Raw genomic sequence first — 12,931 nt, forward strand, 5'->3', positions numbered from 1 at the left:
CGGGTGGCCCGGCTTGGGCCACCCGCATTGGGTACCACTTCCGGGTGCAATCCGAGGGATTTGGGCGCGCGTTCGGTGTGGATTTCGCTATTCGCCGGGTAATCCGGACAATTGCCGCATGTCTCGTCTCGCCCTCGCCGGGATGGTCCTCATCCTCACCGGGCTCGTCCCCGCTCAGGCCTCAGCCATCACGCCGCCGATCGCCGGCGTCCTGCCCTCCGCGGGGTTCCGGGCGCCCATGCCGGTCGTCGAGGGCGCGGTCGGCGTCGCCGCGTCGCCGGTGAGCCTGCGCTACACGTTCGACGGCGGCGTGCGGCAGCCGATCACCGACCTGGCCGGCGGCCACGAACTGCGGCCGCTGGGCCAGAACGGTGGCGCGCTCCGCCTCGTACCCCAGGGTGTCGGTCTTGCCGTCGCTTATCCCGACCGTTGCACGCTGACCCAGGAGATCGACTGCCCGCGGGCGATCCTCGAGGGCTTCCGCGACGACGACCTCAACCCCGGCACACGCACCCTGCAGTACGGCGCCTCGGTGCTGATGACCCACGGCGACCTGTCGGACGGGGCGAATGTGCTGCAGAAGGGCTATTCGGTCGGCGGGGTGAGCCAGTTCAAGCTCCAGGTCGACCACCGCCTTGGTCACCCCAGCTGCGTCATCACCGGCCGCACCGGCCGCATCTACCGCGCGGAGCCCTGGATCGACGTGGCCGACGGCCGGTGGCACGACTTGACGTGCGTGCGCGCCAACAACCGCCTCACCACGATCGTGGACGGGGTGCCGCGGGCGTGGGTCCGGGTGCCACCACGGGTGTCGATCGCGAACGCGGAGCCGCTGCGCGTAGGAGGTAAGGGCCCAGCTCAGGGCAACGACCAGTACGCCGGCGAGATAGACAACGTCTTCCTCACCATCGGCGACTAGGTTATCGCTGTTGCGTTTATTGCGACTGCTGCGGATAATTCGTTTACATTGGGGAGGTGGAGATGTCAGCAGCGGCGTTGAGCCCGGTGAACCCCGACGAGGAGTCGGTAGCGGTGGCGGCCGAAGCGCTTCCCCGCGTCCAGCAATACCTACGCACCCACCCTTCCGGTCCGGCAATCGTTCGCGTGATCGACGACGGAGACGGCGCCGAGCTTGTCGTTCCGCGCGGAGCCGTCGAGTTGCTGGCTCGGATCCTGGCGCATATGGCCAACGGGCACGGCGTCTCAGTTGTGCCAGAGCACGCGGAGTTGACCACCCAGCAGGCCGCCGACCTGCTCAACGTGTCGCGGCCATACCTGATCGGCCTGCTGGAGGCCGGCGAGATCGAATTCCGCAAGGTCGGCACCCATCGCCGCGTGCTGGCCGGCTCGGTCCTCGCCTACAAGATCCGCGACGACGCGCGGCGCCGAGCGGCGGCGGACGAGCTGGCTCAGTTGGCTCAGGACATGGATCTGAGTTAGCGGCATGTCTTTCGTCGTGGTCTACGACGCCAGCGTGCTCTATCCGAGCACGCTGAGGGATTTGCTCATCCGAATTGCGCAGTCCGGCCTCGTACAGGCCAAGTGGACCGAAGACATCCTCGACGAGGTGTTCGACGCCTTGCGTCGGCAGCGTCCCGATCTGGACCGGCGCAAGCTGGAACGGACTCGAGGCCTCATGGCGACGGCGGTTCGGGATTGGAAGGTCAGCGGTCACCAAGCGCTGATCGATTCCCTCAAGCTGCCCGATCCGGACGATCGCCACGTGCTCGCGGCGGCGATCAAGGCACGGGCCCAGGTGATCGTCACCGCCAATCTCCGTGACTTCCCTGCCGACGAGCTGCACAAATGGGATGTGGACCCGAAGTCTCCCGACGAGTTCGTTCGTGACCAGATAAGCCTGGACCGAAGCGCGATCTACGCGTCAGTGCAGCAGATCGCTGACTCGTGGAAGAACCCGCCCGGCGGTATCGACGATGTCCTGGACAGGCTGGAGCGTTCAGGCTTGGCGATGAGCGTCGCAGAGCTTCGCGCCCGCCCGTGACCTGCGTTTCCCTCAGTGGGCGCCGCCCGATGCGAACACGGTGTAGAAGTAGCGGAGGCTGTCCTCGGGGCCGTTGTCGAGGCGCTTGAAGGCCTTGGCGATCGGGTTGCACCAGCGCTGCTCGCCCAGCTCGACCATCATCGGCCACCCGGCGAGGGCCTGCTCTTGCTCGGTCGTCGCGCGCCACCGCCCGCCCGCGTTCCGGGTCAGAACCTCACCGACGTAGCATCCGAACCCGAAGAGCGTCTCCGCAAGCTGCTCGCTGGTGACCCCGTCAGCCCGAAACTCGTCAAAGATGCCGTCCACAAGCGCCAGACTCTCCGGCGTGTAGTCAAGCTCCACCCCACTGACCTGAGCCGCCGACCCAACAATGTCCGCCGCAAACAGCCCCGCGTTCTCCGGCGCCGGCGCATACTTCAGCCGCAGCTGCATAAATCCCCTCCAGCCTCGTGCGATCGCGCGATCGTACCGACGCTCCCGCCGCCTATTGAGAGTCGGCACGTAGCTCGAGCGCCCTGTGGTTCCACTTCGAGGTGCGCAGGCGATCGCCGCCCAGCGGAGAGACCGGCCGGACGACGGGCAGGCCCCACCATGCACCCACCGCAACCAACAGTCACCGTGGGGGTCTGGGGGTCGCCCCTTAGGGTGGAATGCGAAGAGGCCCCGGTCCGCGCTTCCGCGGACAGAGGGCGCTGCCTCGGAGCGGGTGACGGGAACCGAACCCGCATTGTCAGCATGGACAGCCGCGCCGCGGCTGGCGTGTGAGCGCGGTCTCTGCCTCAGGTTGCAGAGCGGCTATGATCTGGCCGATATACCAAAGACGGTATATGCTCGCCCGGTGGGTGGCCGCTATGACATCGAGCTGGAGCCCGAGGTGCGGGACTGGCTCGACCTGTTACGGATCAAGGACTACGCGAAGGTCGAGGCCATGGCGGACATCCTTGCTGAACGAGCTGACATGCTCGGAGAGCCCTACTCGCGGCATCTCAGCGGCAAGACTCGTGAGCTGAGGTTTCACCTTGACCGCTCTGCGGTTCGGATCAGTTACTGGCTGGCTCCGGGCGCACGGGCGGTGTTGCTGACCGTGTTTCGCAAGACCAGGCAGATTGAGCGTTCTGAGGTCGCTCGAGCGATCACAGCCCAGCAAGTGTGCGAGTCAGGACATGAGGCCCACGCTCCTGCGACCGAGATCTACGACCGGAAATGGCTCTGAGGAACCGGAGGGACCGCTGATGACCACGCGTCACACCCGTTGGGAGCGCACCGGCGCCGACGAACACGCGGCCGCCTACGAGGAAGCCCGCGCGGCGTTGCTGCTCGGGCAGATGGTTCACGACCGGCGCATCGAACTGGCGATGACCCAAGCCGACCTCGCGGAGCGCGCTGGTATGACCCAGCCGCAGCTTTCCCGCCTAGAGTCCGGCGGAGCCACCCCGACCGTGCCTCTGCTGGCCCGCCTCGCAGCAGCACTGGACGCCGACCTCGACATCGCGTTCCGCCCCCACGACTCTGTCACCGCCTGATCAGGCACGAGATCCGGCCGGCGGCGCACCGCGTCCCCGATTCTGTTAACTGCATCGCCAGGAAGGCTTCTGATGAGCGCTCATCACGCGGCCTGCAAGTTCAGTGTCACCGTCACGACAACCGACGTCGCCGTGCTGCATCTGCTTCGCGCGCTGTGCCAGTACTGCGAGTCAGGCAAGTACAAGCAGATTGCTTGGGGCGGCACGGGAGAGGGCGACTGGCGAAAGAGCGGGCACGAGGTGACCTTCCGCTTCACTCAACAAGCTGACCGTAAGACCTTCCTCGATGAGGCACAGCGCCTGCTGGCAGGACACTGGCGTTTGGTAAAGACCAACAACCACGACCCAGCCACGCCACGCCGATAGGACACGGAGGGTGGGTGCGGCGCTCTCGGCGGCGCGCAGCTCGGCCGCGCAGAGCGCGTCTTCAACGGTCTTCGTGAGGGTCTGGTTCCCTGTCGTGCCTGCCCAGCGCAGGACCTCGAGCGGATCCGACTCGTCGGCTACGCCCTGAAGAGACACTCGACCGCGCATGTCGGCGCGGCGGAGGACGCGTTCGTCTTCAGCGGAGAGAGCGGCCGGACTGTATGGCGCGGCACTTTCAACCAGCTGGTCAAGTGGGCGGAGTGCGTGACCGCCTCGGCGATGGACAAGGCGGTAAAGGCGCTTCGACGCAAGCCGAGCAAGCGCCGGCCAAAGCCGCTCGCCAGCAACGAGTCGGCCGCCTAATGGCCCGCTAATGGCCCGCAGCCGGCTTCCGACCGCAAGCGCGCCCATCGCACCCGTGGGGTCTGGGGTGGGTCTGGGGTCTGCAGGCCCCACCATTGCACCCGCCGCAGCCACTAGTCACCGTGCGGGTCTGGGGTGGGTCTGGGGTCTGCAGGCCCCACCATTGCACCCGCCGCAGCCACTAGTCACCGTGCGGGTCTGGGGTGGGTCTGGGGTCTGCAGGCCCAACCATGCACCCACCGCAACCAACAGTCACCGTGGGGGTCTGGGGGGTCGCCCCCCAGGGTGGAATGCGAAGAGGCCCCGGTCCGCGCTTTCCGCGGACACAGGGCCCCTGCCTCTGAGCGGGTGACGGGAATCGAACCCGCACTGTCAGCTTGGGAAGCTGATGTTCTGCCATTGAACTACACCCGCGGCGGGCATCACTGTACCTGATTTGTGACGGCCGTGGCGGGAGCGGCCCGCCCCTAACTCGCGATGGCCAGGGGGCGGGATAACTCGGCTCTCCAGGTGCGGGACATGGGGTGGACGGTGGGAGTGGCTGCCAGAGGAAGGGCGCCGGTCGGGCCATGGCGGCGGAGGGTGGCCGTGTCGATCTGGAGCTCGTAGAGGTGCCAGTCGACCGCGGGGGAGGCGCGCCAAGCCTCGGAGAGGGTGGCGATCACGACCGGGTCGTGGACTCGGGTGGCTCGGCCCGACAGGTAGGCCTCGTCGTCGCTCTCTTCCGGGGGAAAGGAGTGCAAGGCGTAACGGCCGTCGCGGGCCAGGTCGCGTCGTTTGGGGGACGCGACTATGAAGCAGTAGAGCGCCTCGTCGGTGATCACCGGCGAGACGGGGTGGACCCGGGGGCCGCCGTCGGGGCGGACTGTGGCCAGGTAGGCCATGCCGGGACCGTACTGCTCGAACAGGGCGCGGATGGCTGCAGCCAGCGACGGGTCGGCGGCGGCGAAATCGGACCAGGAAGCCATGAGGTGATTCTATCGAACATATGTTCGACACGCCCAGGGAAACACGCCGAAAGTGCAGCTCGGTATGGTGTTGCGATGCTGCTCTCCGACCGCGACCTCGTCAGTGAGATCAAGTCAGGCGATCTCGCCCTCGAGCCGTTCGAGCCGGCGCTCATGCAACCGTCCAGCATCGACGTGCGGCTGGACAGGTTCTTCCGGGTGTTCAACAACCACCTTTACACCCACATCGACCCGGCCGAACAGCAGGACGATCTGACCGCGCTGGTCGAGGTGGCCCCGGGCGAGGCGTTCGTGCTGCACCCGGGCGAGTTCGTGCTCGCCTCGACGCTCGAGGTGATCACGCTGGGCGAGCAGCTCGCTGGGCGGCTGGAGGGCAAGAGCAGCCTCGGGCGGCTGGGGCTGCTGACGCACTCGACGGCCGGCTTCATCGACCCGGGCTTCTCGGGGCACGTGACGCTGGAGCTGTCCAACGTGGCCAATCTGCCGATCAAGCTGTGGCCGGGCATGAAGATCGGGCAGCTCTGCATCTTCCGCCTGTCCTCGCCGGCCGAGCATCCCTACGGCTCTGCCGTCTACGGCTCGCGCTACCAGGGACAACGCGGCCCGACGCCGAGCCGTTCGGCGCAGAACTTCCGGGTCTGGCCGACCGCCTGACAGAGTTATCCACAGGCTGGAAATTGCCGGTGGCGCCCTCTGGAGCCGCGCTGGAAGGCTGTCGCCATGACAGTGACTCAAGATCCAGTAGCGACCACTTATCTCCGCAAGACCCGCATCGCGTACGACGTGGTGGCGGCCGGCTATACCGACATGCTCAGCGGTCTCATGGCGGATTCCACCTGGGATCGTTCGATGCTGGAAGCGTTTTCCGACCTGGTGAAGGGGCCGGTCGTCGACGTCGGCTGCGGGCCTGGGCGGGCGGCTGCGTTCCTGGCTGACTTGGATGTCGATGCCAGTGGGATCGACCTGTCACCCCGGATGGTGGATATAGCGCGGCACGAGCATCCGGGGCTGAAGTTCGAGGTCGGCTCGCTGTTCGAGATCGACCGTCCCGACGCGAGCGTGGCCGGGCTGGTGGCCTGGTATTCGCTGGTCCACACGCCGGCTTCGCTGCTGCCGGCGGCGTTTGCCGAGTTCTTCCGCGTTCTGGAGCCGGGTGGGATTGTGCTGGTCGCCTTCAAAGTCGGTGATCAGCGGAGGGCGCTGACCTGTGCTTACGGGCACGACGTCGATCTGGAGACCTACGACTATCCCGTCGAGCTCATGACCGACCTGCTGGCCAAGGCGGGCTTCGAAGAGCAGATGCGGATGGTGCGGGCGCCGGAGGCGAGGGAGAAACAGCCGCAGGGGTACGTCGTGGGGGTGAAACCGCTAAATGCGGCGGACCCGGAGGCCGTGGACGGAGGCGGCGCCTAGAACCTGCTCGATCTGGGCCCCGGTCAGGCCGGTCGTGGGGACCGTGAGGAACCTGGTGCGGCTGCGGCCGAAGATCAGCTGGCCGGGGGCCTCCTCGACCGAGCGGAAGGCGTTCCAGGCGTAGGCGTGGCGGGCGGCCAGGTTGGAGCTCGCCACGCCGCCGTCGCTGATCTCGTAGGTGGTGAGGTCGCCTTCGTGCAGCGCGTCCCGGGTGCCCGAGTTGACCAGGAACATCGGAATGCCGACCGCGATCAGGGCGCCGGCGAGCAGCAGCGTCAGATAGGGGCCGCCGTCCGTCGTCACTTCGAGGATCAGGGCCAGGGCGATCGCGGCCCAGCCGAGCCCGCGGGCGGTCAGCAACAGGGGGCGCAGCCCGCGGCGCACGGCCGAGGCAACGAGCCGGGCGTCCGGCCGGGTGGTGATCTGAAAGAACACTCCCAAAATGTAACTTTTCCGGGCCTAGTCGGGCATAGGCCACTCGGATGACCCGGAGGGGAGCCGATCAGAGATTCAGCAGCTTGGCCAGGCGGCGCCATTCCTCGCGGGGGAGGTGGTCGGTGGGGTCGGCGGGGAGCACCTGGATCGCCACGTGGTCGGCGCCCGCGGACAGGTGGGCGTCGATGCCGGCCCGGATCGCGTCGTCGTCGCCCCAGATGACGGCCTGGTCGAGGAAGCGGTCGCTGCCCTCGCCGGACAGGTCGGCCTCGGTCAGGTCGAAGCGGCGCAGTGCGTTCGTGTAGTTGGGCATCGCCAGGTAGCTGCGGGCCATGCGCCGGGCCACCTCGTGGGCGTGGCCGGCGTCGGTGCCGAGGAAAACCTTCTGCTCGGGGATCAGCAGGCGATCGGGGCCGACGATCGAGCGGGCCTCGGCGGTGTGGGCCGGTGGCATCAGGTACGGCAGGGCGCCGGCCGTCAGGTCGCGGGCCGCGGCGAGGGTCTTGGGACCCAGGGCCGCGATCATGCGCTCGGCCGGGGGCACCTCGCGGAGCTTCTCGGTCAGGAACGTGCGCAGGCGGCTCAGCGGCTTCTCGTAGAGCTGGCCCATCGCCTCGGCGGTGGGGGCGTGACCGGAGCCGACGCCCAGGTAGAAGCGGCCAGGGAACTGGCCCTGGATCCGGGCGTGCGACGCCGCCAGACGCGGGCCGTCGCTGCGCCAGATATCCACGATGCTGGTCCCCACGACCAGGCGGGACGTTGCCGCCAGCAGGGCCTCGGGCAGCAGCAAATCATCCGGCGGGCTGCCGCCGATCCAGACCGAGCCGAAGCCGAGGCTTTCCAGCTCCTGCGCGGCGCTTGCGGTCTGCCCGGCGTCGTCCGGCCAGTGCCTGCGGGAGATCCAGATTCCGTAGCGCCCGAAGTCGTCCACACCTCGGATCGTACGATCGGGGGCGTTCAACCGCCCGGAGAGGAACGTCACCGTGTACCTGATGATCTCGACTTATCTGGTCCCGCTCGACGAGGTGGCGAAGGTGCGCGACGAGCATCTGGCCTTTTTGGAGGGTCTGTTCGCGCAGGGCACGCTGGTCGCGGCCGGCCGGCAGGATCCACCGGTGGGCGGCATGGTGCTGCTCGACGTCGCCTACGAGGCGGCGGCCCGCGAGGTGATCTCGCGGGACCCGTACCTGGTGCGCGGGATCGCCGAGTACGAGGCGCGCGGCTGGAACCCGACCGTCGGCGCGCTCAAGGACTACGGCAAGTCCTGACCGCTCAGGAGTCCGCGAATGTTCAGCTCGGTGGAAACATTGGGCGAACATTCGTCGACGATGACTGCGGTGCCCACGTACGTGCCGGGAAACAGGCTTCGCAACGCCCGGCACTGGGCCCCGGTGGCCGCCCAGTCGTCGACCACCAGCACCCGGTCGTCCGGGCCGGCCAGCCCCACCCGTACACCCAACTGCTGTTGATCTCCTCGATGATCACTGGGAACCGTCGCCCAGATCATCGGCTCCGCGATCGGACGCCGCGCCCCGGCGCGATATGCCTCCACGAAACCGGCGCCCAAAGCCCGCGCCACCAGGGGACCCACCAGGAACCCGGTGACCTCCGGCGAGACGACCACGGTCGGCGAGGAGGAGCGGAACAGGTCGGCCAGCGCCTCGCCGAGACCGGAAATGATCAGAGGATCCCGCCACCAGCCGGAGCGGTCGCTGACCACGTAGCCGCTGCCGTCGCCGGGGTCGGTCCAGCGGAAGCGGGACCGGAGGAGATCACGAAGATCGACTGACACGCGGACATCCTGTCACCACGAACGGCCCGACCGACCCCCCTGCGATGAAACGGGTGGTTAGAACCGAGTCAGACTAGGGGTCAAGTTGATGCAGTGACTCGCCCTGATCGGGCATGCTGTTCCGCGTAACCATGCCGACTCTCACGCCGGGCCGTCGCCGCCCGCTCAGTCCTGGATCCCGCGCCGGCCTCGGCGCGGCCCTCGTGCTGCTCGCGGTCGTGTCCGCCGTGGAGCTGGCCGACGGCCCGCACGCGCATTTCGTCGGCCTCCTCGCCGCCGTCCCGTTCCTCGCCGCGGTCTTCGCCTTCTGGCAGACCGTCGTGGTGGTGGGCGCGCTGGCCACGATCGTCGGGATGGTCTTCGTCGGGGTCGACCCCGTGCAGGGCATGTCCGGCGTGGTCAACATCGTCGGCGTCATCGTGGCCACCGGCATCGCGGCGGCGGGGGCGACGATCCGGCAGCGGCAGGCCGACCGGATCGCGGAGCTGCAGCGGCTCGCGGCTGTGGCCCAGCAGGCCGTGCTGCGTCCGATCGGGCCCCAGGTGGGTTCGCTCGCCGTCGCCGGCCGCTACATCTCGGCAACCGCGGCCGCCGATATCGGCGGGGACTTGTACGAAGCCCTGGACACGCCCTACGGCGTACGCATCATCATCGGCGACGTGCGCGGCAAGGGACTGGACGCGGTTCGCCTCGCGAGCATCGTCCTCGGGTCCTATCGGCATGTGGCCTATGAGCGGGCCGATCTCAAGGCGGTGGCCGCCGATCTCGACCGGGCGGTGGCCCGCAGCGTCGGCGACGAGGATTTCGTGACCGCCGCGCTGGTCGAGGAGCGGGGCGGGACGCTCACGATCGTCAACTGTGGACATCCGGCGCCGCTGCTGCTGCGTCGCGGTCAGGTGATCTCGCTGGAGCCGGCCGCACCGGCGCCGCCGCTGGGCTTCATGCCGGAGGTCAAGGCCCGGGTCGAGCGCCTGGAGCCGGGGGATCGGCTGCTGCTGTTCACCGACGGGCTGGGCGAGGCGCGACAGGACGGCGAGTTCTTCCCAACCGCGGACCGAGCGTGGCGGCTGCTCGGGCACGGCACGGTCGGCGACGGCCTGGCGTCGCTGGAGACCGCGCTGGTCGACTGGGTGCACGGCCGTCTCGAGGACGACATCGCGCTGGTGCTTCTGGAGTACACGGGTCCCGGCGACGGTCCGACCGTGCCCATGCCGAGCTGGGAGGTCGGCGCCGCCGGCAGTTAGGCGGCGGCCGTGTCGGCCTTCTCGGGCTCCTCGGAAGGGGCCGGCGAGGCCGGTGGGACGGTGTCGGCCTGGCGGTGCTTGCCGACGTAGTTGCGAGGCTGGTCGGCCTGGCGAGGCTCGGGAATCAGATTTTTGATCGTGGCGAACATGGCGCGCCCCCTTGGCTCCGACAAAGAGAGAAGCTCTATCCCAAGCAACGAGCGACGAGACCGCTCGATACGTCGGTGCGACGCTCGTCGACGGTTATTGACCGAACGGCTGTGCCGCCGCCCACCGATCCGCCGGTTCGTGTCAGAACCCCTTGCGGCTTGTCCGCTCCTACCGATGGGTAATACAGTGGGAGTTACTGACGGGTAACTCGCGTTTCACTCGCGTCGTTCGGAAGCGGGGCCAGCTCCATGACTCACTACAAGAGCAACCTTCGGGACCTCCAGTTCAACCTGTTCGAGGTCTTCGAGGCTGATCGTGCGTTCGGCCAGGCGCCGTACGACGAGATCGACGTCGAGACCGCGCGCGACGTCCTCGCCGAGGTCAACCGGCTAGCGACCGAGGATCTTGCGGCGAGCTACATCGACGCCGACCGCAACCCGCCGGTCTTCGACCCGGCCACGCACACCGCGCCGCTGCCCGAGTCGTTCAAGAAGTCGTTCGCGACCTGGATGGCCTCCGAGTTCTGGCGTCTCGACCTGCCCTCCGAGCTCGGCGGCACCCTGGCGCCGCGGGCCCTGTGGTGGGCGCTGGCGGAAAAAATTCTGGGCGCGAACGCCCCCGTTTGGATGTACTCCTCGGGCCCGTCCTTCGCTCATGTCGTGCACACCGAGGGCACTCCGGAGCAGAAGGAGTGGGCCAAGCTCTTCGTCGAGAAGCAGTGGGGCTCGACCATGGTGCTCACCGAGCCGGACGCGGGTTCGGACGTCGGCGCCGGCCGCGCGCGGGCCATCCCGCAGCCCGACGGCTCGTGGCACATCGAGGGCGTGAAGCGGTTCATCACGTCCGGCGAGCACGACCTGAGCGACAACATCATCCACTACGTGCTGGCCCGCCCGGTCGGCGTCGAGGGCGTGGGCGGCCCGGGCACCAAGGGCCTGTCGCTGTTCATCGTGCCGAAGTACCACTTCGACGCCGAGACCGGCGAGCTGGGCGAGCGCAACGGCGTCTACGCCACCAACGTCGAGCACAAGATGGGCCTCAAGGTCTCCAACACCTGCGAGCTGACCTTCGGCGAGCACGGGACCCCGGCCAAGGGCTGGCTGCTGGGCGACGTGCACCAGGGCATCCGGCAGATGTTCATGATCATTGAGTACGCCCGGATGATGGTCGGCACGAAGGCGATCGCCACCCTGTCCACCGGCTACCTGAACGCGCTCGAGTACGCCAAGAACCGCGTCCAGGGCGCCGACCTGGTGCAGAACGACGACAAGGCCGCGCCTCGCGTCACGATCACCCACCACCCCGACGTACGCCGCTCGCTGATGCTGCAGAAGTCGTACACCGAGGCGCTGCGCGCGCTGGTCATCTACACCGCCACCTGGCAGGACAAGGTCGCCATCGCGCAGGCCGCCGGCGACGAGAAGGCGGCCAAGGCCGCCGCCAAGGTCAACGACCTGCTGCTTCCGCTGGTCAAGGGCGTGGGCTCCGAGCGGGCGTACGAGCTGCTCGGGCACGAGGCGCTGCAGACGTACGGCGGCTCCGGCTTCCTGCAGGACTACCCGCTCGAGCAGTACGTCCGCGACGCGAAGATCGACACCCTGTACGAGGGCACCACCGCGATCCAGAGCCTCGACCTGATCTTCCGCAAGATCGTGAAGGACCAGGGCCGCTCGCTTGCCACTCTCGCCACCGAGATGCAGGGCTTCGTCGAGAGCGAGGCCGGCAACGGCCAGCTCAAGGAGGAGCGGCTCGCGCTCGGCAAGGCGCTCGGCGAGCTCCAGCAGATCCTCGGCGCGACCATGGGCTGGCTCGGCGCGGTCCAGGGCGGCGAGACCCGCGAGCTCTACAAGGTGGGCCTGAACTCCCGCCGCATCCTGCTCGCGCTCGGCGACGTCGTACTCGCCTGGCTGTTGCTCCGCCAGGCAGAGATCGCGCTCAAGGCCCTCGGCCGCGAGGTCTCCGAGGCCGACAAGCATTTCTACGAGGGCAAGGTCGCGGCGGCCCGCTTCTTCGCCCGCGAGGTGCTGCCGCGGGTCGGCGCCGACCGCCGCATCATCGAGAACGCGACGCTGGACATCATGGACCTTCCCGAGGAAGTCTTCTAAAGCACGTCAGCCCCGGGCCGTGTGGCGCTCGATCAGGGACATCGATCCCCGTTCGGTCTGCGCCCACGGCCCTTTCGCGCGGTGCACGGCCAGCCCAGCGGTGCGCAGCTCGACCTCCTGCCCGTCCCACTCGGCGTCGGGGACGAGCAGGATGGACACCTCGGACACCGTCGGGTTGTGGCCGACCACCAGCACCGTGTGGACGGTGTCGGGAACCGTGCGGAGCAGGTCGAAGACCTCGGTGCGGCCGCCCGCGTACAGGCCCTTCTCGTAACGCACCTCGGGGCTGACGCCGCCCTTTCCCGCCTGGGCCAGCGCGATCGAGACGCCCTGCCAGGTCTGCCGGGTGCGCGCCGCGGGCGAGCAGAAGACCAGATCGGGATGGATACGCTCGTCGGCCAGCCAGGCGCCGGCCGCGTCCGCGTCGTTCTCGCCGCGTGTGGTGAGTTTGCGGGCGAAATCGGGGTCGTCGCCGGGGGTCTCGGCCTTGGCGTGGCGGAGAAGTACGAGCGTCCGAATGGTCATGGAACCAGCTTGCCTGATTACAGATCGGACCGCCTGGGTAACCCC

General features: G+C 68.2%; 18 protein-coding genes and 1 tRNA gene. 11 read left to right on the forward strand and 8 right to left on the reverse strand.

The features are described 5' to 3' along the window. Positions 1–118: 118 nt before the first annotated feature. The 3 genes from ACQPZX_RS00375 to ACQPZX_RS00385 all read left to right on the forward strand — a co-directional run bounded on the left by ACQPZX_RS00375 (position 119) and on the right by ACQPZX_RS00385 (position 2,002). Positions 119–919, forward strand: a complete 801-nt coding sequence (locus ACQPZX_RS00375; RefSeq protein ID WP_433372721.1) for a LamG-like jellyroll fold domain-containing protein — start codon at positions 119–121, stop codon at positions 917–919. Positions 920–981: 62 nt separating this feature from the next. Beyond that, positions 982–1,440: an excisionase family DNA-binding protein gene (locus tag ACQPZX_RS00380; RefSeq protein ID WP_433372724.1), complete on the forward strand. Its 459-nt coding sequence runs from the start codon at positions 982–984 to the stop codon at positions 1,438–1,440. A 4-nt stretch (positions 1,441–1,444) separates the two neighbouring features. Continuing rightward, the gene (locus tag ACQPZX_RS00385) at positions 1,445–2,002 is read left to right on the forward strand and encodes a PIN domain-containing protein (protein ID WP_433372727.1); all 558 of its coding nucleotides are present in this window, start codon (positions 1,445–1,447) and stop codon (positions 2,000–2,002) included. A 12-nt stretch (positions 2,003–2,014) separates the two neighbouring features. Here ACQPZX_RS00385 and ACQPZX_RS00390 read toward each other — a convergent pair whose 3' ends face one another. Further along, positions 2,015–2,434 carry a DUF6278 family protein gene (locus tag ACQPZX_RS00390; RefSeq protein ID WP_433372730.1) on the reverse strand — a complete coding sequence of 140 codons (420 nt, stop codon included), beginning with the start codon at positions 2,432–2,434 and terminating at the stop codon, positions 2,015–2,017. A gap of 406 nt (positions 2,435–2,840) precedes the next feature. On the opposite strand from ACQPZX_RS00390, the gene ACQPZX_RS00395 reads away from it, so the two are divergent. The 3 genes from ACQPZX_RS00395 to ACQPZX_RS00405 all read left to right on the forward strand — a co-directional run bounded on the left by ACQPZX_RS00395 (position 2,841) and on the right by ACQPZX_RS00405 (position 3,891). Further along, positions 2,841–3,215 (forward strand): type II toxin-antitoxin system RelE/ParE family toxin, encoded by a 375-nt coding sequence (locus ACQPZX_RS00395; protein WP_433372733.1) that lies wholly within the window; start codon positions 2,841–2,843, stop codon positions 3,213–3,215. A 19-nt stretch (positions 3,216–3,234) separates the two neighbouring features. Then, positions 3,235–3,525 (forward strand): helix-turn-helix domain-containing protein, encoded by a 291-nt coding sequence (locus tag ACQPZX_RS00400; RefSeq protein WP_433372736.1) that lies wholly within the window; start codon positions 3,235–3,237, stop codon positions 3,523–3,525. A gap of 72 nt (positions 3,526–3,597) precedes the next feature. Then, the gene (locus ACQPZX_RS00405) at positions 3,598–3,891 is read left to right on the forward strand and encodes a hypothetical protein (protein WP_433372739.1); all 294 of its coding nucleotides are present in this window, start codon (positions 3,598–3,600) and stop codon (positions 3,889–3,891) included. Between the two features lie 706 nt (positions 3,892–4,597). Here the strand turns inward: ACQPZX_RS00405 and ACQPZX_RS00410 are convergent. Beyond that, positions 4,598–4,668: transfer RNA gene (locus ACQPZX_RS00410), tRNA-Gly, on the reverse strand. Positions 4,669–4,721: 53 nt separating this feature from the next. Continuing rightward, positions 4,722–5,222 carry a pyridoxamine 5'-phosphate oxidase family protein gene (locus ACQPZX_RS00415; protein ID WP_433372742.1) on the reverse strand — a complete coding sequence of 167 codons (501 nt, stop codon included), beginning with the start codon at positions 5,220–5,222 and terminating at the stop codon, positions 4,722–4,724. A gap of 75 nt (positions 5,223–5,297) precedes the next feature. Between ACQPZX_RS00415 and dcd the strand changes: the two genes are divergently transcribed. Continuing rightward, a complete protein-coding gene (dcd, locus tag ACQPZX_RS00420; protein ID WP_433372745.1) occupies positions 5,298–5,876 on the forward strand; it encodes a dCTP deaminase in 579 nt (192 codons plus the stop codon). 66 nt (positions 5,877–5,942) lie between these two features. Then, the gene (locus tag ACQPZX_RS00425; protein WP_433372748.1) at positions 5,943–6,635 is read left to right on the forward strand and encodes a class I SAM-dependent DNA methyltransferase; all 693 of its coding nucleotides are present in this window, start codon (positions 5,943–5,945) and stop codon (positions 6,633–6,635) included. Here the strand turns inward: ACQPZX_RS00425 and ACQPZX_RS00430 are convergent. Together ACQPZX_RS00430 and ACQPZX_RS00435 are read right to left on the reverse strand one after the other, a co-directional pair. Continuing rightward, complete coding sequence (locus ACQPZX_RS00430; protein WP_433372751.1) at positions 6,591–7,070, reverse strand: YcxB family protein; 480 nt, start codon at positions 7,068–7,070, stop codon at positions 6,591–6,593. The genes ACQPZX_RS00425 and ACQPZX_RS00430 overlap by 45 nt on opposite strands. A gap of 67 nt (positions 7,071–7,137) precedes the next feature. After that, positions 7,138–8,001 carry a TIGR03620 family F420-dependent LLM class oxidoreductase gene (locus tag ACQPZX_RS00435; RefSeq protein ID WP_433372754.1) on the reverse strand — a complete coding sequence of 288 codons (864 nt, stop codon included), beginning with the start codon at positions 7,999–8,001 and terminating at the stop codon, positions 7,138–7,140. A 61-nt stretch (positions 8,002–8,062) separates the two neighbouring features. On the opposite strand from ACQPZX_RS00435, the gene ACQPZX_RS00440 reads away from it, so the two are divergent. After that, positions 8,063–8,338, forward strand: a complete 276-nt coding sequence (locus tag ACQPZX_RS00440; RefSeq protein WP_433372757.1) for a YciI family protein — start codon at positions 8,063–8,065, stop codon at positions 8,336–8,338. Here ACQPZX_RS00440 and ACQPZX_RS00445 read toward each other — a convergent pair. Next, entirely contained in the window at positions 8,323–8,862 is a 540-nt protein-coding gene (locus ACQPZX_RS00445; RefSeq protein WP_433372760.1) for a phosphoribosyltransferase, read from the reverse strand. The two genes, ACQPZX_RS00440 and ACQPZX_RS00445, sit on opposite strands and share 16 nt — an antisense overlap. A gap of 113 nt (positions 8,863–8,975) precedes the next feature. Here ACQPZX_RS00445 and ACQPZX_RS00450 point away from each other — a divergent pair, with 113 nt between their 5' ends. Then, positions 8,976–10,106: a PP2C family protein-serine/threonine phosphatase gene (locus tag ACQPZX_RS00450; RefSeq protein ID WP_433372763.1), complete on the forward strand. Its 1,131-nt coding sequence runs from the start codon at positions 8,976–8,978 to the stop codon at positions 10,104–10,106. Here the strand turns inward: ACQPZX_RS00450 and ACQPZX_RS00455 are convergent. Beyond that, complete coding sequence (locus ACQPZX_RS00455) at positions 10,103–10,255, reverse strand: hypothetical protein (RefSeq protein WP_433372765.1); 153 nt, start codon at positions 10,253–10,255, stop codon at positions 10,103–10,105. The genes ACQPZX_RS00450 and ACQPZX_RS00455 overlap by 4 nt on opposite strands. 249 nt (positions 10,256–10,504) lie before the next feature. Between ACQPZX_RS00455 and ACQPZX_RS00460 the strand changes: the two genes are divergently transcribed. Further along, entirely contained in the window at positions 10,505–12,361 is a 1,857-nt protein-coding gene (locus tag ACQPZX_RS00460) for an acyl-CoA dehydrogenase (RefSeq protein ID WP_433372768.1), read from the forward strand. A 6-nt stretch (positions 12,362–12,367) separates the two neighbouring features. Here the strand turns inward: ACQPZX_RS00460 and ACQPZX_RS00465 are convergent, their stop codons facing one another. Continuing rightward, entirely contained in the window at positions 12,368–12,886 is a 519-nt protein-coding gene (locus tag ACQPZX_RS00465; protein WP_433372771.1) for a SixA phosphatase family protein, read from the reverse strand. Positions 12,887–12,931: the final 45 nt, after the last annotated feature.

This window comes from Actinoplanes sp. CA-142083 (genome assembly GCF_050942195.1).
Lineage (GTDB): Bacteria > Actinomycetota > Actinomycetes > Mycobacteriales > Micromonosporaceae > Actinoplanes.

Bases quoted from the DNA above. Each gene is read 5' to 3' on its own strand.
- ACQPZX_RS00415 (WP_433372742.1), bottom strand. From the start codon at position 5,222: ATGGCTTCCTGGTCCGATTTCGCCGCCGCCGACCCGTCGCTGGCTGCA.
- ACQPZX_RS00405 (WP_433372739.1), top strand. From the start codon at position 3,598: ATGAGCGCTCATCACGCGGCCTGCAAGTTCAGTGTCACCGTCACGACA.
- ACQPZX_RS00385 (WP_433372727.1), top strand. From the start codon at position 1,445: ATGTCTTTCGTCGTGGTCTACGACGCCAGCGTGCTCTATCCGAGCACG.
- ACQPZX_RS00390 (WP_433372730.1), bottom strand. From the start codon at position 2,434: ATGCAGCTGCGGCTGAAGTATGCGCCGGCGCCGGAGAACGCGGGGCTG.
- ACQPZX_RS00425 (WP_433372748.1), top strand. From the start codon at position 5,943: ATGACAGTGACTCAAGATCCAGTAGCGACCACTTATCTCCGCAAGACC.
- ACQPZX_RS00375 (WP_433372721.1), top strand. From the start codon at position 119: ATGTCTCGTCTCGCCCTCGCCGGGATGGTCCTCATCCTCACCGGGCTC.
- ACQPZX_RS00450 (WP_433372763.1), top strand. From the start codon at position 8,976: ATGCTGTTCCGCGTAACCATGCCGACTCTCACGCCGGGCCGTCGCCGC.
- ACQPZX_RS00440 (WP_433372757.1), top strand. From the start codon at position 8,063: ATGATCTCGACTTATCTGGTCCCGCTCGACGAGGTGGCGAAGGTGCGC.
- ACQPZX_RS00400 (WP_433372736.1), top strand. From the start codon at position 3,235: ATGACCACGCGTCACACCCGTTGGGAGCGCACCGGCGCCGACGAACAC.
- ACQPZX_RS00465 (WP_433372771.1), bottom strand. From the start codon at position 12,886: ATGACCATTCGGACGCTCGTACTTCTCCGCCACGCCAAGGCCGAGACC.
- ACQPZX_RS00380 (WP_433372724.1), top strand. From the start codon at position 982: ATGTCAGCAGCGGCGTTGAGCCCGGTGAACCCCGACGAGGAGTCGGTA.
- ACQPZX_RS00455 (WP_433372765.1), bottom strand. From the start codon at position 10,255: ATGTTCGCCACGATCAAAAATCTGATTCCCGAGCCTCGCCAGGCCGAC.
- ACQPZX_RS00460 (WP_433372768.1), top strand. From the start codon at position 10,505: ATGACTCACTACAAGAGCAACCTTCGGGACCTCCAGTTCAACCTGTTC.
- dcd (WP_433372745.1), top strand. From the start codon at position 5,298: ATGCTGCTCTCCGACCGCGACCTCGTCAGTGAGATCAAGTCAGGCGAT.